The following is a 23,797-nucleotide window of genomic DNA, read 5'->3' as shown; positions in this document are numbered from 1 at the left end:
CTACCTTTGCTCCCCGTGTCTGTCAACCCGCCGGAGTGTTTTTTACCGGAACAGACGCACATGGAATCCCATGGGATGATTTCCGTTTCCCTTTAGCAATTCACCACGTTCACGGCCAGGCCGCCCTGGGCGGTTTCCTTGTATTTGGACTGCATGTCCCTTCCGGTATCCAGCATGGTGCGGATGACTTTGTCCAGAGGGACGAAGTGGGCGCCCGTGCCGCCCAGGGCAATGCGGGCGGCGTTGATGGCCTTGATGGCGGCGATGGCGTTGCGTTCAATGCAGGGTATCTGGACGAGCCCAGCGATCGGGTCGCAGGTGAGGCCCAGATTGTGTTCCATGCCTATTTCCGCGGCGTTTTCCACCTGGTGGGGCGTTCCTCCCAGGTACTCCGCAAGCGCGGCCGCGGCCATGGAGCAGGCCACGCCCACCTCCCCCTGGCAGCCGACGTCCGCGCCGGAGATGGAGGCGTTTTTCTTGTACAGGATGGCGATGCCACCCGCGGTGAGCAGGAAGCGATGCACGGCGTCCGGATACGGTGAAACGCAGAATTTGGTGGCGTAGTTGAGAACCGCCGGAACAATCCCCGCCGCTCCGTTGGTGGGGGCGGTGACGATGCGGCCGCCGGCCGCGTTTTCCTCACTCACGGCAATGGCGTACAGGTTGATCCAGTCCATGATGGAGAGAGGGTCTTTCAGGGCCGATTCTCCATGCACCAGAAGGGATTTGCGGAGCGTCTTGGCGCGGCGGGGCACTTGCAGGACGCCCGGCAGGTTGCCGCGCGCGCTCATGCCGCTGGAAATGGACTGCTTCATGGTGGCCCAGATCAGGTTCAACTTTTCACGGACTTCCCGTTCCGGAAGCAGGGCGCATTCATTGGCCATGACGATGGAGGAGAGGGGGCATTCCCGTTCATCCGCCATGCGCAGCAGTTCTTCCGCGGATTCATAGGGGAGGGGGAACGGCTCCCGGTCCGGTTCCTCCGGATGCAGAAGCTCCTGCTCGGAAGCGACGAAGCCGCCCCCCGTGGAATAAAACACGGCGTCTTCCACCGGTTCTCCCTCCTGGTTGACTGCGGTGAACAGCATCCCGTTCGGGTGCAGGCGCAGAGGCTGGTAGTGGGAAAGGTCCAGGTCGCGGGTGGGGGAGAAACGGACGGTTTTTTCCTCCGTGACAGGGAGCGTTTCCTGCTGGTGCAGGCGGGCGATTTTTCCGGGAATGCTGCGCGGCTCCACCGTGTGGGGCTCTTCCCCCAGCAGGCCCAGCATGATGGCCGTGTCCGTGCCGTGCCCGTGGCCGGTGGCCGCCAGGGAGCCGTAGCATTCACAGCGGATGCCCGTGATTTCCGGCAGCCGGGGGGAATGGCGTATCTGTTCCAGAAAACGGTGCGCCGCCCGCATGGGGCCTACGGTATGGGAGGAGGATGGTCCTATCCCGATGCTGAAAAGCTCAAAAATGCTGTAATGGTGCATGTCCGTTTTCCTGTAGCGGGGCGGGGCGGAATTTCCCGCGGAAACTCCGCCCCGTTCCGGAAGATGGGCTTACAGCCCCAGCAGGTAGCGTTCCGCTTCAATGGCGGCGCCGCAGCCCATGCCGGCGGAGGAAATGGCCTGGCGGTAGTGAGGGTCCGCCACGTCTCCGGCGGCGAACAGGCCCGGCGTCTTGGTCGCCATCAGGCCGGGTTCCCGGATGATGTAGCCGGCGTCGTCCCGGTCTACCAGATCCCCCAGGAAAGACGTATTCGGCGTGTGGCCGATCGCCATGAAGACGCACTTGACGGGCAGTTCCGTTACATCCCCTTCCACCAGGTCCTTCAGCATGACGGCCTCCAGTTCTCCCTTGTCGTCCGTCTTGTAGCTCACGATGGTGGAATTCCACATGGGGAAAATCTTTTCATTGGACAGCGTGCGCTCCGCCATGATTTTGGAGGCGCGGAGCGTGTCCCGGCGGTGGATCAGGTACACCCTGGAGGCGAAGCGCGTCAGGAACATGGCTTCTTCACAGGCGCTGTCTCCTCCGCCCACCACGCACACGGGCACGTCCCGGTAAAAGGCTCCGTCACAGGTAGCGCAGGCGGTGAGGCCGTGGCCTACCAGCCCTTCCTCCCCGGGTATGCCCAGGTAGCGGGCGGAAGCTCCCGTAGCCACGATGATGCTGCGGGCTTCGTAATTCTGGCCGCTGGTCTTCACGGTGAACAGCCCGGTGGCTTCATCCCTGATGACGCTCTTGACGTCTTCATACGCAAACCGGGTGCCGAACTTTTCCGCCTGCTGCTGCATCAGGAACATCAGGTCCGGCCCCATCACGCCGTCCGGAAAGCCCGGGAAATTTTCCACCTCCGTGGTGGTGGTCAGCTGGCCGCCGATCTGGGAGCCCGTAATGAGAAGCGGAGAGAGATTGGCGCGGGCGGTGTAAATGGCCGCCGTGTAGCCTGCGCAGCCTGCGCCGATGATAATGACTTGTTCGCTCATAATATGTGTAAGTGATCGCCGCAAGGTTAAAGGAACGGCGCCCGTTTTGCGAGTAGATTTTGCGCTATGCGGCAGCAGAGCGGCGGCCTATGGCCCTGCGGCTCCGGGGCGGTTTCCGGCAGAAGAGGAAAAGAGCTGTTTGCACGTATCCCTGGCGACGGTTTGCAGTATTTTGGCCCTGTCTGCGGGAAGGCTGCACAGCCGCACTCCTTTCAGGGACAGTTTGGCCGGGAGGCCCAGCGGAGACTTTCCGAACAGGGTGCAGTACATCACGCAGGCCGCCAGGTAGCTTCCCGCCTCCGTTGGGTGCTGGCCGTCCGCCTGGTACAGGGCAATTCCGGGATGGCGTTTGAGGCAGTTTTCCCAGGCAATTCCCACAGGGGCCACGGCGGCTTTTTCCTTCCGGGCGAGATTCAAATACGTGGCGAGGAGGGCTTTTTGCTCCTGCGGGTCCGGAACGCCGGAGGCGTCCTTTCTTCCCCACGTCAGCATCAGGACGGGCGTTCCCTGGGCGGCGCGTACCTGGGAGCACCATTTGCCGCCGAATTCCATGGTCCGCTCCGGGGCCACGACGGGAGTGGCGCTCTGGTCCTGGAGAATGACGAAGTCCCAGGCCGTTCCTTCCAGCTTTTCACGGGCGCGCCCGTCATTCCAGTGGGACTGGAAGGAGGCTGCCGGAGCCGCGTGCATGTGCACGTCCGGCCGCAGTCCTTTGGTGTCAGCCATGGCCTTGACCATGGCGGGCATGCGGTTGAAAAACGTATAGCTGTTTCCCAGGAAAAGAATATGGCTCCCGGAACGTGCAGGGGCACAGCGCGGCCAGGGGCTTTCCCCTTGCGGTTTTTCCTGCGCCTGGAGGGTGCATGGAAAAGCTGCCCAGGTGAAAAACAGCAGCGGGAAAATTTTCATGGGCGGCATCATGGCTTTAGCTGAATTCTGAATGTTTCCGGAATGAAACTTCAAATGGATTTCATGAAGCACGCCACTTCTCTTTATGCATCAGGTAAAACGTGAATTGAATGGAGATGAAGGGGAAGCGTTCAATCCTTCCGTTTCGGCAAACCCTTGTACAGGTACCGGGCTTCAGGAATCCTGCCGACGGTTCTGTCAAGCAGGGCGGGGATATCCTTGTCGCCGTAGCCGGCCATGCGGAGGTATTTTTTGACTTCCACCGCTTTGGTCGGGAAGCACTGCATTAATTCGCGGACGAATATTCTTTCCCTTCTGGGTATGATGTTCTTAAGTTTATTGTTTCTTGCCTCGTTGGTCGCGAGCCTGTTGGCGAATTCGCCGGCTGCTTCCCGGTCGCCGGTGAGCTGGGGGGCATGGTCCAGAAGCATTTCCGAACAGATCCAGGTGGCCTCAAAGGCGTGATCGAAACTGCTCCGGAATTGCTGGAGAACCAGTGCTCTCGCTGTTAGAAAAACCGCAGCGCTTCCTCCTTTTCCGGCAAGGTGGAATGCTTGTCCGTTAAGGCGGCTAGCGGCATGCTCCGGGACATGAAATCTTTAACTTTATAGTCCAGGTTAGTGTGGTTCATCAGCCACATGACGTTGCTGTGCCGGTTAACGTCGATGAATGGCGCGGTCGCAATCAGGCGGCACAGGAAGAGGCCGTCGGTCAATTCCTGTGGAGTGACATTTTTTTTCTGTAAAGGCTGGCCTCCTTCAGCATTTTGTCGGCTTCCTGGTAGAAGGGAATGATGCTGTCCTCGTCGAGCAGTCTTTTAAGTTGGAGCAGTTTCGTGTTCTGCTTGTTAAGGTTCCTGGTGGCTGAGGGAATGGGCAGGCGGATATCGGAGAAAGCGGGAGAATGGAACAAAAGGAGGGCCGTCCAAGCCAGGAGAATAGGTACATAAACAGGGTTCATGGAATGATATGGAAAAGGATTATTTATGAGTTGGTATGAAGCACTTTGCCTGTCGTACTGCGTGTCACGGTGCGGCGGAATTTGGAGACGGTTACTTTGACGTTTTGTAATCCTTTGGTTGGAGAATTCTCATCGGTTTCTTCTCCGTCATAAGTGAAATTAAAATCCTGGGGATAGGGTTTGCCATGAATCAGAAGGCAGCCCTTGTCACCGGAACGGACATGCCAGCCGCATGCCCATGAAAAGGGCTTGGGAAGATTGGAAGCCTGCAATTGGGGCAATCGAATTCCGGGTTTAAACTTCCATCCGATATAGTCACTGGGAATTGCCTTGTTTTTGGCGTTGGGGCGGAACAAAACGGCGCCGGGATCATGTTCCGGTTTGAATCCTTCCGGATCATTCGCCCGTTCAATGAAGGCGATATTACTGAAACTCACTTTTAATGGATGCAGGGTTAAATCCAGGACGGTGGATGCTCCCGCATGGTCTTTTTCTCCATCTGCTGCACACTTGGGCATTCGTTTCCCCGTATGTACTGCCATGATTTCAGATGGAATAAAAATATGAAGAATCAGAGGTTTTCTCTCCGGCAGTTCTTCGTCGAGATTTGTTTTGACTCGGATTGTAAGAATCTTGTTTTCAGTAATATCCTTGTTGAAGGTTAGAATTGCCTGATTATCTCCATCCTCCGATTTTTCAACGGTGGCCAGATTATCCGGTTCCATGGTCCATTCTATGGAATCCAAATCCACCTCTTTTAACCGCTTCCCGGTCACGGTCAGTTCAACTTCTTCTCCAATACCCACATCAGTCCGTTTTTTGTCGTCCTCCTGGTTTCCTCCGTCAATCATGCATTGGGCGGACGCCACATCCGTCTTTGATTCAATATACAGGGAGCAGTCGTCCATGTCTGGAGTTTCTTCCGCATGAAGAACCGTATTGGCGCCTCCCGGAAATATCAGGAACAGCAGAAGAAATAAAAGGCGGAGAATCGGTGTAAACATGGAGGATGGATGAACTATTTCTGCACTCTTATCACTCTATCTTCTTATTTTATTTATTGTCAACGGTTTATATAATATGTTAGAAAAGTGGTGAATCGTCTGGAAGGTGAATGGGTTAAGTCTGGCCACGTTGTTGCATGACTGGGGAAGTTTTTCCGGGAGCCTTGCCGAAGGAAGACGGGTGTGGTTGGATATGGGGCATGAAGCCTGAATCGCTGACCAAGCACCGTGCGACGGGAGTGGATGATCCTCTATTCCTGGATTCCCTGGATATTTACCGGACAAGTTTTCCGGTGCACGAACAGCGGCGCGTCCAGGATTTTCCGCTGGCGTTTCAAGACCCGGGCTTTTGTTATGAGGTATTTTTAAACGGGGCAGGCCGGGTGGTTGCCATGCTGGTGAGCTGGCAGCGTGAGGCATTCGTGTATCTGGAATATTTCGCCGTGGATGCCTCCCTGCGCGGACAGGGCGCCGGCCAAAGGATTCTGGAAGAATTGAGGGACGCTTTTCCCCACAAGGTTATTCTGGAGATTGATCCTCCGGAGGACGGGATTTCACGCCGCCGCCTGGGGTTTTACCAGCGGCACGGCTTTGTGCCCAATCCCCAGTTTGATTACATTCATGCCCCTTATACGGATGAAGGGAAGCCTTTCCCCCTCCTGCTGATGACGCATGAAACCTTGCTGGACGAGGAAACGTACCGGAGCTTTGTTGATTTCCACCACAATCACGTGGTGGCGAGGTAGGCGCATTTCCGGGAAAAGGGCCCGCCAGAAAAAGAGCTGTTGAATCCGGCGTCTTCTTCCTTTCCGTTTTAGCGTATTGGTTTTTATTTCCTGATCCTGTCACATCGTTTCCGTGCGTTCAAAATGCCGGGAGGATTGAGTATGATGGGGAATGATTTGCCAACGGATAACAAATCCGGTGTCAAGCGTGTATTTTTGATAAGTAAAGATTTATATTTCTCTTTTAATAGAGCGGCGGCCTTCCTTAAAAACGCTTCTTTAAGAAAAAGAACAGGCGGTTCCTTGTTCTATTTCAATTTATTTCATCATTTACTGCTTGTTTTTTTCAAATACCGGATTTGTTATCCGTTTCAGTGGACGCATGTTCAATCCCCATGGCCATTTAACTTTCAAGGGAACGGCAGTGGCGGCAGCCTTATGCCTCATTTCCGGCGTACAGGCTTCTTCCCTGTTGTACGGACTGGATTTCAACCAGCTTGGGAGCAATCAGAATTTCATCAATCTGGGAAGCGGTTCCACTGCCATTTCAAAAACGACCGGGTACATCAATTGGAGTAATAGTATTACACCCATGACGGACGGCGGTTATTCCCACTGTCCCAACGGTGGAACGTTCAACATCACCAGCACCAATGGCATTGACGGCCTGAATTTTGCCACCGGTTTCAGCGTGGGCATCCACATGTATTACAGTTCTTCCAGTGCTGACTGGAAGGATGCTTTTTCCATGACGATAGCGGGCACGACGATCAGGGTGGAGATGACGGCCGCCAATAAATGGGTGATTTACAACGGGGGGAATATCGGAATTCCGGACGGAACCGAGTTGTTTGCTGCTTCTGATGATACATGGAACTACCTTGGACTGACGTTCAAGGGAAATGAGATGCAGGTTTACCACGATGGCGAGCTTGTCAAAACGGTCACGACGAGTCTTTCCGGTGATTCCAAGGTTACCAGCATCAAGGGGAGCGGGGATCACAATCCTGGGGCCAACGGCCTTTTCGTCGATAACCTGGCTGTGTACGACAGCGTGTTGAACGGAAACGATTTTGCCTACCTGGATACGCACGGCATGCCCTTGTCCATCCCGGAACCGGCCACCGCTACGCTGGGGCTTCTCGGGCTGACGGCGCTCCTGGTGCGCCGCAAACGTGCCTGAGCTTGGTTTTTCTGAACATTAAAAGAGCCGTTCCTCATTTCCGTGGAACGGCTCTTTTAATTTATAAACGAAGTGGGCCTTGGTCCGCAGGGCGCGGAGAATCAGCTCCATGCCCGGTCAACGGCTTCCTGTTCTTCCGGTCCAAGGCGCCTGGAAAGCCGTTCCCTCATGCGCAGCCGGTATTCGGGAATGCTCCAGGAATGGAGCGGCTGAACGGCGGAGTTGGTGAATTGCCAGGAGGGGATGGGCACCACCACATCCAGGACTTCTCCGGCCCTGGACGGCATTCCGGCCAGTACCGCTGCAATGGCGGAGGAAAGCTCCGGACGTTCGTCCAGAACATCCAGCAGCCATCCGCAGCCCAGGTCCGTGGGAATGGCTTCCGTTCCGGCCAGCAGGTCCGCGAGGCGTTCGGAAGGAAGTTTTTTGGAGATGGAGGCCAGATAAGGGGCAAACCGCATGTCGCCCAGGCTCATCAGGGCGTCCAGCGCTGGGGCCATGCTCGCTTGGCCGGGTAGCGGATTCGCACAGATGATGTCTGCCAGCCCGGCGATTCCGGGAAAGCGTTCCTCCGGTTTGGGGGAGGCCAGCGTGTAAATCAGGAAGGAGGCCTGACGGCGGATGTCCGGGGCCTCATCCGTCATGGAGAAGGGCAGGAGGGCCCGCCATCCGTCCCCCTTGCGCTGGCGGATGAAGGTGGCCAGTTGCAGCGCGCATTTGCGCCGCGCGTCCGGTGCGCAGCAGGACTGGAAGATGTTGTAAATGGTGACGCCTTCTTCTTCCCTGCCCATTTCATTGCAGGTGACCAGCCCATAGGCGATCATGGCCAGGGGCCACTGGTCCGGACCGATTTCATCCCTGCGCGAGGGATCCATGACGAGGGCGGCAAGCCGCTTGATTTCCGACAGAGAACTGGTTTGATCCTGAAAAAGGCCCATGCCCGCATGATAGCCGGCGGCAGGAGCCTGCCAAGGAAAAAAGCCGCTGTTTCCTGCCACCCGCGTTCCGGCAGGGCGTTGCGCCTTCCGGCGGCTAGCGGGCGGAGATTCTCTCCATATTGTCCGCAACCAGGGCGGCCAGTTCTTCCTCTTTCATGGAGAGGGCTTGCGCGGCGTTCCGGTAAAGCTCCGGCAAGGCCTCCGGGTGTTCGTCCGATTCCAGCGCCAGCCGATGGAGCGGGATGGAGGAAAGGAGGCCCGGGCGATCCATTTCACGAGGCCCCACGGAGAGAAGCCAGTTGCCGGAAGGGAGCTGCGCGCCGGGGTTCAGGGCACCCGTCCAGCCGTGCAGCACGGCTTTCAGCCGGGATATCCCTTCAGCATTCCTGCCAGCGTGCCCCACGCGCGGCAGCAGTGCAGGGCGGCGGGGCGGTTCAGGCGCGCGGCCAGCTCCAGGTGCTGTTTCAGCGCTTCCCGCTGTAGGGGCAGCCCCGGAATGCCGCGGCGGCACTTGTCCAGCCCCGTTTCCCCAATGCCCGCACGGGGGAATTTTTCAGGAAGGATTCCAGCAGGCGCATTTCCTCCTTCCATGCAGCCGGGTTCAGGCGCCAGGGATGAATGCCGAAGAAAGGCGTGACGTTTTTATCCCGTTCCGCCAGAAGGGCCACCTGCTCCCAGTCCGCCGGGGAGGTGCCGCAGATGAAGCGCGGCGCCGTGCCGGGTGCGGCAGGAGCGGGGTGGGTGTGGGCGTCCGGAAGATTCGTCATTGTTTAATGGGACAGCGTGGGCGCGTCTGCGGGTTCAATAATATCAAAGCTCAGCTTTGCCAGGCGCACCGCGGCGGCGCCCGTTTCCATTTCATCATGGATGACGTTGGCGATGCCCGCATGATGCAGGGAAGCCACTTCCGAACGGAATTTGGCGCGGGCTATCACCGTGATGTTCGCGTTGGCGCCCTTGATCTGCATGTAGGTGGACAGGGCCGGGGCGGGGTCCGGGAACGTGAAGGCGATCAGCCGTGCGGTGCGGATTCCCGCCAGGTCCATGGTGATCTGGTGCTGGATGTCCCCCAGGAAGGCCAGATGGCCGTCATTGAGCAGGGTCTTGACGGTGTCCGCGTTCAGGTCGATGATGATGCAGGGGATGCCGTACTGGGACAGGCTTTCATGCAGCCTCCTGCCTACGGGACCGTAGCCGCAGATGATGGCGTGGTTCTTGATTCCCTCCACGCGCGTGATCATGGTTTCCACGCTGAGGCGTTCCCTTTTTGTCTTCAGGCCCGGAATGCGCACCAGCAGGGGGGTGAGCTTCCGCGCCGCCTTCATCAGCAGGGGCGTCATGCCCATGGAGACGGCTGCAATGGCGTACACATTGGTGGTCACCAGCGCCGGAATGGGGGTGATTTCCTGCATGAAGGGAATGAGCACCAGGGAGAATTCCCCCACGTTGGTCAGCGCGGTGGAGGCCATGATGCCCATGCGACCGGGGATTTTCAGGAAGCTTGCGGCCACGATGCAGGCCACGAATTTGATCGCGAGGACAAAGGCGGCGAAGGTCGCCACATGGCCGATGTGCTCCCACAGGTCGTCAATGTCAATCAGCAGCCCGGCGGAAACGAAGAAGATGGTCAGGAAAAGGTCCTTGAAGGGGAGCACTTCACTGAGGACGCGGTGGCTGTAGTAGGAGCTGCTGACGAAAAGCCCGGCGGTGAAGGCCCCCAGCGCAATGCTCAGGCCCAGCAGGCTGGCGAGCATGGCGATGCCGGAACAGATGGCGAAGACCATCAGGGTGAAGAGCTCCCGGCTCTTGGTCCGGGCCACGGCCAGCATGATGCGCGGGAGCAGGTAGTGGCCGATCAGCCATGCGGCCCCCAGGAAGACGAGCCCCCGCAGGACGGCCATGCCGATGTTGAGAGCGGTTTCCCAGGAGTCGGGCGTGGCGGCGAAGATCTGCGGCATGATCGCTACCAGCATGATGGCGGCAATGTCCTGGAACAGGGCGATGCCTACCGCCATTTTTGCCCCGGAGGTGCCGCTCAGGCCGAATTCCTGGAAGGATTTCAGCGCCACCGCCGTGGAGGAAAGGCCCATGATGGCCCCGACTGTCAGGGAATGGCTCATATCCATGCCCGTGGCGTAATGGAGCCCCAGGCCGAAGGCGGCGGTGCAGATGAACATCTGAATGCCGCCGCCGACCAGGGCCGTTTTCCGCAGGTGCTTGAGCTCGTCAATGGAAAATTCCAGGCCCAGCGTGAACATGAGCAGGATGATGCCCACCTCGGAAAGGGCCTGGATGCTGACGTCGGAATTGGGGATGTGGTCCAGGATGCCGCAGTTGGCCAGAATCACCCCGCAGATGAAGTAGCCCGCCAGCAGGGACTGCCGGAAATGGGCCAGAATGAGGGCAATCGCAATGATGCCCATGAAGACGACGGTGAGCAGGGTGAAGAAGGGAGGCGCGGCGTTGGGGCCTCCGGAAGCCAGCAGAGAGAGAACCATGGCGGTCGGGAAAAGGGGCTACGGAATGGTGATGAGGTTGATTTCCGGCGGGCAGTTGAAGCGTCCCGGCCCTATGTAGCCTATGCCGCGGGTGACGAAGACCTGCTTGTCTTCATAAGGATGGAAGCCGGAGTACATCGTTTCCCCCTCTGACGTCAGCAGGGGGGTGGAAAAGAAGGGCAGTTTGATCTGGCCGCCGTGCGTATGGCCGGAGAGCATCAGGTTCCAGTGATAGCCGCCCAGCAATTCCCTCCCCTTGGGGTTGTGGCTCAGGACGATGGTGGGCATCACGGATTCTTCCCCCAATTCCCGCGGACTCATGCACCGGTCCGGAAAGAAGTCCCCCTCGCGCAGGTCTCCCAGTCCCACCAGCTTGAACTCCGCGTTCCCCAGCCTGGGGATGGTGACGAAGGCTGCGGAATTCCTCAGCAGGGTGAAACCGCCTTCCTTCAGGATGCGCTCCACGTTGTCCACCAGGGCCATGTCATGGTTGCCCAGGCACGCGTAGGCCGGGGCGATGGAAGAGAGCCGTTTCATCTGCGTGATGTAGTCTCCTGCGTGGGTGGCCCGCAGAAAATCCGTGTACAGGTCTCCCAGGAACACGATCATGTCCGGCCTGGCCTGTTCCGCCATGGCCGCCGCTTTTTCCAGCAGGGGAAGATTGGTGTGGACGTCTGACAGCACCAGGATGCGCAGTCCGGAAAGTCCCGGAACGCAGCCCGCTGGAGCGGTGTTTTCACTGAATTCCAGATGGTTGGCCTCCCAGTTCATGTAGGAGGCCAGCAGGGAACCCAGCAGAATGACTGCCGCGGCTGCGTACAGGAGTTTGCGGAGCAGGGAGCGTTTTTTGGAGGGGGTGGAGTCCGTAGTCATGATTGGGCGGGATTGAGAATAGCCAGTTCCGGCATGGTGAACAAGCCGTTGCGGCGCACCAGGACGCCGTCCAGGTAAATATCGCCTCCGCCGGCTGCTGCCGTCTGGATGCATACCATGTCCCAGTGGATGCGGGACTGGTTGCCGTTGTCCGCCACGTGGTAGGCCTGTCCCGGCGTCAGGTGGAAGGAGCCGGAGATTTTCTCGTCAAACAGGATGTTGCGCATGGGGCGGGTGATGGCCGGATTGACGCCAAAGGCGAATTCCCCCAGCCGCCGCGCGCCGGGGTCCGTATCCAGAATGGAGTTGAGCTCCGCGGTCTTGTCCCCCGCCTCCGCATGCACCACCAGGCCGTTTTCCAGCGTCAGGCTGATGTTGTCAAAGGGAATACCCTGGAACAGGCTCGGGGTGTTGAAGGAAATGCGGCCGTTGGCGCTGTCAATGACGGGTGCGGTGAACACCTCCCCGTCCGGCAGGTTGCATTCCCCCGCGCACGGGATGGCGGGCAGCCCCTTGATGGAAAAGGAAATGTCCGTTCCCGGTCCGGTGATGCGCACGTGTTCCGCCGCCTCCATCATGGCGGCCAGCTTCTGCATGGCGGGGCGCAGGGCGCCGTAATCCATCAGGCAGGTGCGGAAATAGAAATCCTCAAACTCTTCCGTGCTCATGGCGGCCTGCTGGGCCATTCCCTCTGACGGCCAGCGCAGCCCGCACCAGCGCGTGTGGCGGATGCGCCTCTGGGAGACGGGGTTCAGGGCCTTCATGGCAACGGCCATATTCTTCTGGGGAACGGCGGACAGCTCAAAGGCGTTCCCGCCGCCGCGTATTTCTATATAGGCGTCCATCTCCTCCATTTCCGCCAGGCGGTGGCGGCCGATGATGCCGTATTGCTCCTCCGTGGCTCCGGAGAGCATTTCCCGGTTCAGCCGGGACTGGTTCAGGCGAAGGAAGGGCATTGCGCCTGCGGCGCGCACCTCCCGGATAAGGGCTATTCCCATTTCCTCCGGAATATCCGTTAATTCCAGCAAAACCCGGTCTCCGGGACGCAGGGTGGTGGAATACCCTGCAAGCTGGGCCGCCAGGGCCTGAAAACGGGTGTCTCTCATGCCTTTATTAGGCGAATACCGGGGCCTTTTTGTCAAGCCGGAGACTTGCCACGGGCAAAAAACTGTGGTTTCATCCCCCGGATGTCCAAGTTGCCCAAATTAGGAATACTCGGTTCCGGTTCCGGTTCCAACTGCCAGTCCATTTATGACGCCATCCGGTCCGGCTCCCTCCGGGCGGAAATTGCCGTGGTGATGTCTGACAATCCGGACGCCTACATTCTGGAACGCGCCCGTTCCTGGGGCATCCCGGCGGAGGTGATCGACTGCGGGGGATTTAAAACCAAATTCCCGGAGGCGTCCCAGGCCGCCGTCGCCGCGCGCCTGAAGGAATACGGCGTGGACTGCGTTTGCCTGGCCGGATTCATGCGCCTGGTGAAGCATCCGTTGCTGAAGGAATTCCCTTCCCGCATTCTGAACATTCATCCTTCCCTCCTTCCTTCCTTCCCCGGCCTTCATGCCTGGGAGCAGGCCGTGAAGGCCGGTGCGGCGGAAAGCGGCTGCACCGTTCACTACGTGGATGACGGCATGGACACGGGCCCCATCCTGGGGCAGGCGCGCGTGCCCGTGCTGCCGGGGGATACGCCGGAAAGCCTGCACGCCCGCATTCAGGTGCAGGAGCATGCCCTTTATCCCGCCATGATCGCCCGCGTTCTGGAAACGCTCGCATAACCCGCTGCGTCTTTTGACCGGAGGACGTTCCGCCGCTCCTGGAGGAACGGATGACAGGATGACTGATTCTCTTGTCTTGTTCTGTGAACGGAATCCGTTAAAAAGGAGTCCTCTTTTCAAACAAAGGATAAAAAACAACCATGAAGATGAACCCTTCCATCGCCCTGTTTGCCGTTTCCGCCCTTCTGGCGGGTGTGGCGGGCGCGCAAGAAAAGGCTGCCGAGCTCCGGCGGCCGACCAACCCAAACAAGAGAAAGAAATTACTGTGTCTCCCGAACAGATGAAAAAGGACCTGGGCTATTTTCTGGGTTTCCAGAGCGGACAGCAGCTCGGCTCCATTCCCACCCTTACCTTTGACGACCTGGACCAGGAATCCTTCCTTCAGGGCATCAAGGACGGCATGGTCCGCAAGCCCGCCAAGGACCAGGAACAGCTGAAACCCGCCCTGGACGCGTTCCAGAAGCAGATTGACGAACGCATCTCCGCCAAGGCCAAGTCCAATCTGGAAGCCAGCAAGAAGTTCATGGAGGAAAACGGCAAGAAGGCAGGCGTGACCACCACGAAATCCGGCCTCCAGTACAAGGTGGTGAACAAGGGCGGCGAAGAAAAATTTGACGAGAAGAAGTTCAAGAACCCCATGTTCAAGGTGAAGTACAAGGGCACGCTGCTGGACGGCACCGTGTTTGACGACACCAAGGGCAAATCCGTGGAACTTCCCCTCCAGGTCATCCCCGGCTTTGCCGAGGCGCTGACCACCATGCCCGTCGGCTCCAAGTGGATCGTGTACATCCCTTCCGAGCTGGCCTACGGTGAAAACACCCCCGGCGCTCCGATCGAGCCCAATTCCCCGCTCATCTTTGATCTGGAACTGGACGGCATTTCGGAAGCCCCGGCTCCCCAGGGCGGTCCCATGAGCATTTCCCCGGAACAGCTCCAGGAGATGCTCAAGCAGAGCGGCGCCCAGCAGCAATAAGGTAAGATTTCCAAGCCAGGGCCGTTCCCGTGAGGGGACGGCCTTTTTGTTTTTGCAGGTACCGCCTTCATCAGGAGGGTGAACGGTCAATCTGGGAATTTATAATCCTTCTTCTTCTTTAAACTTCCATATCTTGCTTGTATTAAAAGTATTGCATTAATAATTTTTGAAATGGATGGAGAGATAGTTTAAAGAAGCCTGTTTTATTCCCCTTCATGATTTGCTTAAGAAGAGTCATTAACGAAAATAGGCTTGCCAACGGATTATAAATCCGGGTATTACTGGTCATAATATCATTGATACAATATGAGACTTCATCTCCCCCCTTCTTTGCGTTCCGCCCTTCTTGCATCCCTGGTTTCCTTCTCCGGTTTTTACTCTTACTCCCATGCCGCCACATCGGCGGATTTCTGGCAGGCTCCCGCGTTTGGCGGTCCTGATTTTACGTGGACGGGGGCAGGGGGAGGCGATGCCGTAGATACGGCGGGCAACTGGGAAGGGGACGCCGCCCCCTCCCGCCAGGAGAATAAGGGCCCGCATTTGATTTTTAATGATGTAGACGTTACGGTTACGGGCACTCCTCCCAACACTTCGGATGGCGGCGGCATCTCCGTGACGGGGAACAGCAATGTGTCCGTTAGCCTGGGACAATGGGGCGGCAGTGTTTACGTAGGCGCCGGATCCACTCTTTCCACCACCTTCAGCAACCAGATCAAGAGCATGGAGGCAGAGGGGCACGCTAATATTTATGTGGACGGCACGCTGAACCTGACCACTCCGGGAGGCAATCTCAACTTTGACAACGGTACCGGTTCCGGCAGCCACTACTGGCACATCGGGCTTGACGGGATGATCAACCTGTCAAATACCACTACAGTGACCAAGAATGACCGGACGTGGAATGTAGAGGTAGTGGTTGCGGGCGCCATGGAAGCGCTGACGGTTACCAACCGCGAGCTGGTGGACGATGCCCTGCTGACCCGCTATTTCATGTCCACCGGGGCTGATCTGGGGGCTTCCCTGGATTCCCTTCTTATTTGGAAGCAAACCGGGGAGGACACCTATGAGGCATTGACGAGAGTCGATTCCGCCGACCAGCTGGGAGCCGGCAATTTCGTGCTTGTCTCCAACGGTTCCGGCATGTCCGTGCAGTATCAGGGAACAGGCTACAATATGGAAACGCTTGTCTGGAATTCCACTACCGGTACCTGGAGCAACACTGGAACGGGCTGGTACAAGAGTGGAGATGGAGGCAAGACGGATACTTCCTTCCTGAACAATGACTCCGTTATTTTCACGGCTGCGGAAGGGGTTAAAACCATTGCGTTGACCGGCAACATTATCGCCGGTACCGTAACGTTCCAGGACGGGACGAACTACACCTTGAACATGGGAGCCGGGGATTCCCTTCAGGCGGAAGCCCTTTCCCTCGGCAGCCAGGCGACGCTTACGCTTGGGGACGCCGCCATTACGGGGGAACCTTCACGCTCGGCAATAATGCGGGCCTCCTCGTTTCCGAAGGGAAGACCGCAGCGATTGCTTCTTCCATCACCTTCGGCACGGGCAATACCTTCACGCTGGGGAACAACGCTTCCCTGACGCTGGGAGACGCCACGCATCTCATGGAGTCCTTCTCCTCCACCGTCATGGGCGGGACGAACTCCTCCCTTTCCGTCTGGCTCGGCAATACGGACGGGAGCGTCACCCTTTCTCCTGGATCCACGCTGAAGGACATCACCGTATATGGCAATTACGCCGCCAATACGGCCAGCCAGCCTGCGGCGGACACGCTCAACGGAGCAACCCTGCATATCGGCAACGGCGCCAATTTCATCATTCGCCCCGGAGCGGGAACGATTCGTCCTTCGGACCGCATCGTCGTTGAAGGCGGCATGTACGTCCTGATGAACCACAATGCCGCGGATACGGTCACGATCGCCTCCGACATCGTAGGAGGAGCGGGCGTCACCCAGGATAGTTCAATCACCTTCCGCCGCAGTGAAAACCTCAACCTGAATATCTCCGGCAACGTTGACTATGCAGGAACCATGCAGCTGGACCAGGCTTCCGGCGGTTACGGTCCCCGTGTAACCTTCCTGAACAATACGGTTAACCTGGGCGGCTTGGCCGTCAATTACTGCATCGGGGGCTTCACCCTCACCAATTCGCAGGCCACCATCGGAACCCTCAGCATGTCGAGCAACTGGGCGAGCAGTTCCATTCAGGTCAACTCCGGTTCCGTCGTCAACGCTACGAACGTGCGGCTCCTCAAGAACGGGACCCTTTCCATCAACACCGGCGCCGAGTTGAATGTCACGGGCACCAACAGCGACCACGGAACCGGCCGCAGCTTTATCGTGGACAACGGCAGCACCCTTACTCTTAACGGGGGGCTTCTTACCGGCTCCGCTGCGCTGAACCTCGGGTACAGCGGAACGGGGACCTTCCTTGCTTCCAGCGGCACGGCCAACCTGGGCGGCCTGGACTTCTGGGCCAATGGCAATGGAGTATTCCGCGGGAGATTCCAGTTGGGAAGCGCAACGGCCGGAACGGCCCGCGTCAACTTTGGCGGCAACATCGTTAACTTTGCCAGCGGCAGTGAAATTACGCTCGGCATGGGAACGCTGGGAGCCACGGCCAACTGGTCCGTGACCTACAATAACGAGTTCACTCCCTCCTATATCACGCTGGCGGCTTCCAACGGAAGTTATGTGGATACCCTGGACGCCGGGGACAAGACAACCGGAAGAACCATTACCTTTAATACCGGCCTGACCGGCAGCGGCAAGCTCACGAAGATCGGCGCCGGCACCCTGGTGCTCAATGGAGCTGCCAAGGTGCCGGTTCCCGCGGAAGGTGAAACCGCCGCCGTTCCTGGTTTCACCGGCACGGTGGAATTGAGGGAAGGCGCGCTGACCGTGAAGGACTCCAGCGTCATCGGGCAGGGGACCCTTCTTATCAACGGCGGCCTGACCGTAGCCGTGACTTCCGCAGACGGTTATTCCCTGGATGCCGGCTCTACGCTGGGAACCATCAATCTTGACGGGGGCACCGCTACTTTGGCGGCTGCTCTGACCCTGAACGGAGGCTCCCTGAGCTTTGGAGCCCTGAGTACGGATACCGCGGCATTAACCGTCAATTCAGTGGCGGGCACCGGCGCTACGGCTCTCCAGATAGGCCTTTCCTCCGTCACCGCCAATACGGAATATGCCCTCCTGCACGGAACGGGCATGACGGATACGTCCATGTTCACGCTCGGCGGCTCCGCGGCTGAACTTTACAAGGCTACATTCACCGTCAGCGATGATACGCTGTACGTCTCCCTGTCCGACAAGGACGGCTTGCTGAGATGGAAGAGCGGCAACTGGAACACGGACACCTCCAATACCGCCTGGGACCTTGACGGCACTCCCACGGCTTACGCCGATGGACAGACCGTGTACTTCTCCGATGGTGCGGACGTGAACAAGACTGTAACGATCGTCGGGAATGTTGCTCCGGGTAAAATTAATGTTTCCGGCACGGATTTCATTTTTGCTGGTGACGGCTCCATTACCGGGGATACGACGCTGAATCTGCTGGACGGAGCTTCCCTGACCATCAACAATGCCAACTCCTATAGCGGAAACACCGTATTGTATAACGGCAGCAAGCTCGTCGTCGGCAATGCCGGCGCGCTGGGCACAAGCACGGTTCTCCTCCAGGGCAATTCCATTCTGGAGCTGACCACGGGCACGTGGAACGGCTTGGGCACGCGCCTGAATGCCAATTCCACGGGTACGCTGAAGCTGAGCGGGAATGCCTCCGGCACGACGACGGCCGCGCTGACTGGCGTCAAATATGATGTGGGCGCGGGAACTACCCTGACGCTTTCCGCCGGAACTTACGGAAACACGATCACCGGCGCCGGTTCTCTGATATCTGCTGCCGGCACAACGGTTTTACAGGGTGATGTCAATATAACGGGAAGCTATACTTTGATGGCGGGTGCGAATGCGGCTGCTTCCTGGACGCTGGATTCCGGCGCTTCCCTGACGGCTGGAAGTTTCATCGGCCGTAATGAATACAACGGGACGACGACGCTCACTGTCAAGAAGGATGCTTTCATGAACATTACCGGCACCCTGCGGATTTCCCGTGACGGGAAGGGGGTCATGAACATTGAACAAGGCGGCATGGTCCTGGCTCAGACGCTGGATCTGGGGCAGAATTGGGCCGGAGCCGCCGCCAAGGGCGCCACCATTAATCTGAATGGCGGTTCCCTGCTTCTCGGAGCGGGAGGCATGACTGCGTCCGGCAATACCAATACGATTGTCCTGAACATGAATTCCGGGACCCTGGGAACGACGGCGGCGGAAGGCTGGTCCTCCGCCTATAACATGAATCTTGCCGGCAACGTGACGGTTGATACCCGCCAATACGATGCGGGAACCAAATCATACAATGACCAGTCTTCCACCAACATCACCCTCGGGGGCGTCCTTTCCGGCGCCGGCGGTTTGACGAAAGTCGGTTCCGGCACGCTGACCCTCTCCGGACAGAATACCTACACGGGCTTGACGAACGTCCAGGCCGGCACGCTGGCATTCACGAATGCGAACGCCATGACCCTGGGCAGCATCTCCATGGGCGCGGGCGCCAAAATGACCACGGCCTCCGCCCTGACGCTGAACAGCGGCGCTACGCTGACCTTTGACATGACTGGAGTCGTGGCAAACGGCCCGATCATCAATATCCAGGCAGGGGCCCTGGCTCTGACGGATGCCAACTGCACGCTGACCATCAACAACTATGGTGAACTGGAAGCATCCGACTACGTCCTGGCCCAGTGGGCTGCGGCGGGCAGCCTGACCACGGATTCCTTCACCTGGACGCCGGACATCACCCGGGAAGGCTTTGAATACTCCGTCGTGGTGGAAAACAACCAGCTCGTGCTGAAAGTCGTGGACGTCAGCGGAGACAACGGTTTTGTCTGGGACGGCGGAACGGACCGCAAGTGGATCAACACCAGCATTGACGGCTGGACCACCAAGCTGACGGGCGTGGACACGCTGAACGACCAGGAAATCTATTTCTCCGCTGCGGAAGCGGGTGAAGTGAAGGTCTCCGGTACCGTGACTCCCAAGAGCGTCGTCTTCAACAGCGGTACTTACACGCTGGTCAGTGATCCGGACAACGCGGGTTATATTGCGGACTCCGTTGCCCCCACTACGCTCACCGTGAACGGCACGGCCAACGTCACCCTGAACCTGGCGAATACCTACACCGGTGGCACAGTGCTCAACGGAGGCACTCTTACCATCGGAGCGGACGACGCGCTGGGTACGGCGGGTGACATTACCTTTAACGGCGGTACGCTGGCTTATGCGGACTCCGCCGCCGGTAGGGACGTGACGGGATATGACGTTTCCAGCCGCGTCAAGGTTGGAGACGGAGGCGCCCTGAACGTTTCCGTAATCGGGGCAGGGGACACTGTCTCCTGGGCCGGACTGACGGCTGACGTCATGGGCGCGGGCACCACGCTGACCAAGACGGGGGACGGCACGCTGGCGCTGGGATACTCCGGGAATACCCTGGCCCACCTCACCGTGGAAGAGGGAACGCTTGCCTTCACGGGCGGAGCGACCATCGGCGTGAACCCCAATAACGCCACCATCGTCCGCGTAAGTGAAGGCGCCTCTCTGGCCCTCTCCGGCGGAACCGTCAACCTGCACGCCCAGCTTAACGGCGCGGGCACCATCACCATTGGGACGGCGGATGCCGCGGGACAGGTCAACATCTCCAATACGGGCAATACCAATTTCACCGGCCGTCTGGAACTGCTCGGAAACGGGGAAAATATGAGTACCAATGCCAACTGGGCGGCTTTCGGCGCGGGGAATACGCTGGGAGGCGGCACCATTTTCATCGACGGCAAGGGCTTCCATTTCTCCGCGGGCACGACGGCGGCCAACTTTGAAATCGGCGCAACCCACGGCACGGTGCAGAACGGTTCTTCCGGCGCCACGTACACCTTCTCCGGTAATCTTTCCGGTTCAGGCGCATGGGGCATGTCCACGAACGTGCGGATGACCAATATCCTCACGGGCTCCCTCAAGGACTTCACGGGAACCCTGTCCACCGATGAAACCTCCGCCAACAACAGCCGCCAGGTCTGGAACTTCGGCAACGGCGGCGCGAGCGTCACGGGTGCGGGGAATGCCATCTTTGGAGACGGCGCCATCCTGGCGGGCAACACGGGGTCTGCGGACGCCGGGCTGGCCGCACAATACAACGTCAATTACAATAACGCGGAACTGGTGCTGAATGCGCTGGTGCAGGGCAACTCCAACCTGACGCATGCAGGCACGGGCACCCTGATCCTGGATCAGGCCAATACCGCTACGGGAGCCCTCGGCATCACGAATGCCGACGCCGTGGTCCAGCTTGGCACGGCGGACAAGGCCGGCCAGTGGGCCGGCACCGTGCTGAACGGAGCGGGAACGCTGAAAATCGTTAACGGATCACTGACCTCCGCCATGACGCGGGGAGAAGGCGCCACCGCGGGCATCGTGGTGGACTCCGCCGCCGCCATCAACCTGGGGGGCACCAATGGCGACATGCTGAAAGGCATCACCCTGGCTGCCGGAGGCAAGCTCACCAACGTCTCCGGAGACATTACGGTGGGTGCGGGAGCTACGGAAACGCTGAACCTTACCCTGGGCGCGGACAACGTCAACCAGGGAGCGGCCGGTACGGCCATCATTGACCAGGGAGACGGCAAGCTTGTCATCAATGATTCCGCCACGGTCAATCTGGATATTGACGCCATTGTGAACACCCTCGTCGCCCACAAGGACGCCGGGGTGGAAAGCTGGCTGACGCTCACGACCGGAACGCTGGAATGCGCCAATCTGGGCGACATCCAGTTCAGCAAGATCCTTTCCAACTACGGCATCCGCGTCACGGGCACTGACGGCGGCAGCCTGGTCCTCAGCGGACAGGTCAGCGGCCTTTACATGGTGGACGGCACCGCCTCCTCCGATCCCGATACGGTTACGAACTACGGCACGCTGGGCATGTACGCCGGCGTGGTGATCGCCCAGGACAAGACGCTCACCGTCCAGTTGGCGGGAGCTCCCGGAGATACCGACGGCGACGGCGCGGTCATCAACAACCTGCTGGGCGCAACGGGAAGCACGCTGAAGGTGGAAAACACCAATGCGGACGGAGGCAACGCCGTTGTCATCCTCAACAACGAACGCCTGGAAACGGGGCTGCCCGCACCGGACGATTATGCCGGGGCGGACTCCATCATGGGCGGCAGCATCGTTGGGGAAAACGGGGTCACCTTCATCAAGCAGAACGCGGGCAAGCTCACGGTCAACGGCTCCTTTGTGACGGACACCCTCCGCATGGAAGGCGGCACGCTCACCCTGAACGGTGATGGCAGCAGCTTCAACCATGTGGTGCTGGCAGGCACGGCGGAAGGCGTGGTTCTGGATGTCAACCGTAATACCGTCATGGGAGACCTGACGGACAGCGGCGAAGGCGCGGACCTGAACATCGGCAGCGGAGCCACCCTCACCATTAACGATGCCAGCAGCCTTTCCGCCAGCACCATCCAGGGCAGCGGCACGCTTGCCCTTCATGATACGCTTGCCCTTTCCGGAACGGCTTCCCTCCAGGGCGGCGTACTGCTGGACCTGGTAAAGAACGGCGATTCCACGGGAACGCTTGACCTTGGTTCAACCACCGGCAACACCGTTGCCGGAATCAGCGGCCAGGGAACCTTGAAGAGCAATGGCGGCGCTCTGGCCGTCAATACCGGCAATTCGGGCAGCGGTTCCGTCTTCAGCGGCACGCTGGAAGGCCGTGGGCAGCTCAACATCTCCGGCAATGCGGGGCAGACGCTTGAAAACGTCATCACCGCCGCCGGCAGCAACTGGGCCATCAACAACACGGGACGCCTCAATATCAAGATGGGCGGCACGGTAGAAGACCCGAGAGCCAATACGGCTCTTACCCTCAGCAGCCTGACGCTGGGCGACGGGTCCAGCACGAACCTCACCTTCAACACGGACTACGCCGGACCCATCATCAGCGTGACCGGGAATATCAGCATCAGCCAGGGAGCGGAAATAACCCTCAGCTCTACCGGCAAGAATGAACTGACGCTGGGCGCGGACGGCAGCTACACGCTCATGCATGCTGATGGAACCATCGACCTGGGTGGAAGCGACAGGCTGGCTATCCTGCTGGATCCCTCCTCCTCCGCCTTCAAGAAATTTGAAAACGATGCGTACCTGGTGATGGAAAACGGCAACCTCGTTCTGGTGGCTACGGCATCCAAGGACAATAAATACGCCCGTCTTGCGGATACGGTCAATTCCAGGGCCGGTGCGGAACTTCTCTGGAACCTGCCCGGGGACCTGGCCGCAGACTCCATCCTCAAGAAGGTGGATGACGCCGTAGGAGCCCTGACGTCTTCCAACCCCTCGGAAGCGAAGCGGGTGATGGCAGCCGTAGCGGGCAGCACGGTCAACGCGCTGGGAACGGCCCAGAAGGACGCCCTGCGCGACCAGATGGGATGGATCAGGAACCGCACCACCCTCATGGGCGTCAACCCCGCCTACGTCAACGAAGACCTCCCCTACTTCCACATGTGGATGGAAGGCACGGGCTCCTATGCCAAGCTGGACACCAGGGGGGATGAAAGCGGCTACCAGCTCACCACCTGGGGCGGCACCGTGGGCATGGACGTGGACCTCAGCGACCATTTTACCATGGGAGCGGCCTTCACGGCCAACTACGGCGACCTGACGGCCAGCGCGGCGGACTCTGCGGACGGCCACCTGGACAGCTACTACGCCAACCTCTTCGGGCGCTACCAGAGCAAGCGCTGGGCGCACACATTGATCCTGACGGGAGGGTGGAACGACGCGAAGCTCAACCGCACGGTCAACTACGGGGAAGGCAGCTACAGGACGCAGGGCAACACCAGCGGGTGGGGCTTTGGAGCGATGTATGAACTGACCTACGACGTGTACCTCAATGAAGACAAGAGCAGCATCCTGCAGCCCCTGGCCAACGCCTCGGTAGTAACCACGAGAATGGACGGCTACACGGAAACGGGAGCGGGGAACGCGGGCCTGAACGTAGGCAAGCAGGAATGGACGACGGGAACGGTTGCGCTGGGCGGCCGGTGGATGGGGCTCATTGGCAGCAACATCTTCGGTCGAGAAGCGCTGGCTGAGTTCCGGGTGAACGCGGCCCAGGACATGGGCGACCGCCGCGGAGAAACCAATGTGGCGCTGCTGGGCAACCCCGGCTTCACGCAGAGAGTCAGAGGAGCGAAGGTGGGAATGACGGCTCTGCAAATCGGAGCGGGGCTGAGCGTGCCGGTGGGAACGCAGGGAACGGTCTTCATCAACGGGAACGCGGACTTCCGTGACGGAGCCAACTCGGTGAACGGGAGCGTGGGCTACCGGTATGACTTCTAAGGAGAG

The 23,797-nt window shown here is 59.1% G+C and carries 18 protein-coding genes and 1 pseudogene; 6 read left to right on the top strand and 13 right to left on the bottom strand.

The features are described from left to right. Positions 1-92 precede the first annotated feature (92 nt). From PVA48_RS02990 to PVA48_RS02960, 7 genes are all read right to left on the bottom strand, one after another. Positions 93-1,472 carry an L-serine ammonia-lyase gene (locus PVA48_RS02990; RefSeq protein WP_022396024.1) on the bottom strand — a complete coding sequence of 460 codons (1,380 nt, stop codon included), beginning with the start codon at positions 1,470-1,472 and terminating at the stop codon, positions 93-95. Between the two features lie 69 nt (positions 1,473-1,541). Continuing rightward, positions 1,542-2,471 carry a thioredoxin-disulfide reductase gene (trxB, locus tag PVA48_RS02985; protein WP_022396025.1) on the bottom strand — a complete coding sequence of 310 codons (930 nt, stop codon included), beginning with the start codon at positions 2,469-2,471 and terminating at the stop codon, positions 1,542-1,544. Positions 2,472-2,558: 87 nt separating this feature from the next. After that, positions 2,559-3,380, bottom strand: coding sequence for an SGNH/GDSL hydrolase family protein (locus PVA48_RS02980; protein ID WP_146021119.1), 822 nt, complete (start codon positions 3,378-3,380; stop codon positions 2,559-2,561). Between the two features lie 131 nt (positions 3,381-3,511). Next, on the bottom strand, positions 3,512-3,811 hold the full coding sequence (locus PVA48_RS02975; RefSeq protein WP_423232214.1) for a hypothetical protein: 300 nt from the start codon (positions 3,809-3,811) through the stop codon (positions 3,512-3,514). A 77-nt stretch (positions 3,812-3,888) separates the two neighbouring features. Then, on the bottom strand, positions 3,889-4,095 hold the full coding sequence (locus PVA48_RS02970; protein ID WP_423232213.1) for a hypothetical protein: 207 nt from the start codon (positions 4,093-4,095) through the stop codon (positions 3,889-3,891). Further along, positions 4,092-4,340 carry a hypothetical protein gene (locus tag PVA48_RS02965; protein ID WP_102728378.1) on the bottom strand — a complete coding sequence of 83 codons (249 nt, stop codon included), beginning with the start codon at positions 4,338-4,340 and terminating at the stop codon, positions 4,092-4,094. The genes PVA48_RS02970 and PVA48_RS02965 overlap by 4 nt, the downstream gene beginning before the upstream one ends. A gap of 23 nt (positions 4,341-4,363) precedes the next feature. Further along, a complete protein-coding gene (locus PVA48_RS02960) occupies positions 4,364-5,344 on the bottom strand; it encodes a hypothetical protein (RefSeq protein WP_102728379.1) in 981 nt (326 codons plus the stop codon). A 200-nt stretch (positions 5,345-5,544) separates the two neighbouring features. On the opposite strand from PVA48_RS02960, the gene PVA48_RS02955 reads away from it, so the two are divergent. Next, positions 5,545-6,090, top strand: a complete 546-nt coding sequence (locus tag PVA48_RS02955; RefSeq protein ID WP_180973164.1) for a GNAT family N-acetyltransferase — start codon at positions 5,545-5,547, stop codon at positions 6,088-6,090. Between the two features lie 361 nt (positions 6,091-6,451). Further along, positions 6,452-7,252, top strand: a complete 801-nt coding sequence (locus PVA48_RS02950) for a LamG-like jellyroll fold domain-containing protein (RefSeq protein ID WP_102728381.1) — start codon at positions 6,452-6,454, stop codon at positions 7,250-7,252. A gap of 101 nt (positions 7,253-7,353) precedes the next feature. On the opposite strand, the gene PVA48_RS02945 is transcribed toward PVA48_RS02950, so the two are convergent. The 6 genes and pseudogenes from PVA48_RS02945 to PVA48_RS02920 form a co-directional block, all read right to left on the bottom strand. Further along, a complete protein-coding gene (locus PVA48_RS02945) occupies positions 7,354-8,190 on the bottom strand; it encodes a hypothetical protein (RefSeq protein ID WP_102749493.1) in 837 nt (278 codons plus the stop codon). Positions 8,191-8,284: 94 nt separating this feature from the next. After that, on the bottom strand, positions 8,285-8,593 hold the full coding sequence (locus PVA48_RS02940) for a hypothetical protein (RefSeq protein ID WP_423232549.1): 309 nt from the start codon (positions 8,591-8,593) through the stop codon (positions 8,285-8,287). Next, positions 8,551-8,957, bottom strand: a pseudogene (locus PVA48_RS02935) (TatD family hydrolase). Before PVA48_RS02935 ends, PVA48_RS02940 begins: the two are co-directional and overlap by 43 nt. A gap of 3 nt (positions 8,958-8,960) precedes the next feature. Continuing rightward, on the bottom strand, positions 8,961-10,688 hold the full coding sequence (locus PVA48_RS02930) for a cation:proton antiporter (protein WP_022396032.1): 1,728 nt from the start codon (positions 10,686-10,688) through the stop codon (positions 8,961-8,963). An 18-nt stretch (positions 10,689-10,706) separates the two neighbouring features. After that, entirely contained in the window at positions 10,707-11,561 is an 855-nt protein-coding gene (yaeI, locus tag PVA48_RS02925) for a phosphodiesterase YaeI (protein ID WP_102722754.1), read from the bottom strand. Further along, positions 11,558-12,667, bottom strand: coding sequence for an aminopeptidase (locus PVA48_RS02920; protein ID WP_022396034.1), 1,110 nt, complete (start codon positions 12,665-12,667; stop codon positions 11,558-11,560). The genes yaeI and PVA48_RS02920 overlap by 4 nt, the downstream gene beginning before the upstream one ends. Before the next feature lie 81 nt (positions 12,668-12,748). On the opposite strand from PVA48_RS02920, the gene purN reads away from it, so the two are divergent. The 4 genes from purN to PVA48_RS02900 all read left to right on the top strand — a co-directional run bounded on the left by purN (position 12,749) and on the right by PVA48_RS02900 (position 23,791). Beyond that, entirely contained in the window at positions 12,749-13,336 is a 588-nt protein-coding gene (gene purN / locus PVA48_RS02915; RefSeq protein WP_102726386.1) for a phosphoribosylglycinamide formyltransferase, read from the top strand. A gap of 280 nt (positions 13,337-13,616) precedes the next feature. Then, the gene (locus PVA48_RS02910; protein WP_423232212.1) at positions 13,617-14,309 is read left to right on the top strand and encodes an FKBP-type peptidyl-prolyl cis-trans isomerase N-terminal domain-containing protein; all 693 of its coding nucleotides are present in this window, start codon (positions 13,617-13,619) and stop codon (positions 14,307-14,309) included. Between the two features lie 306 nt (positions 14,310-14,615). Beyond that, a complete protein-coding gene (locus tag PVA48_RS02905) occupies positions 14,616-15,908 on the top strand; it encodes a hypothetical protein (protein ID WP_423232211.1) in 1,293 nt (430 codons plus the stop codon). A gap of 23 nt (positions 15,909-15,931) precedes the next feature. After that, positions 15,932-23,791, top strand: a complete 7,860-nt coding sequence (locus PVA48_RS02900; RefSeq protein WP_423232210.1) for an autotransporter-associated beta strand repeat-containing protein — start codon at positions 15,932-15,934, stop codon at positions 23,789-23,791. Positions 23,792-23,797: the final 6 nt, after the last annotated feature.

The sequence above is a fragment of the Akkermansia sp. JRP_AM1 genome, from assembly GCF_049262625.1.
In the GTDB taxonomy this organism is placed as follows: domain Bacteria; phylum Verrucomicrobiota; class Verrucomicrobiia; order Verrucomicrobiales; family Akkermansiaceae; genus Akkermansia; species Akkermansia massiliensis.
The sequence above is the reverse complement of the archived record's forward strand: the minus strand, read 5'-3'. Positions and strand labels throughout refer to the sequence as shown.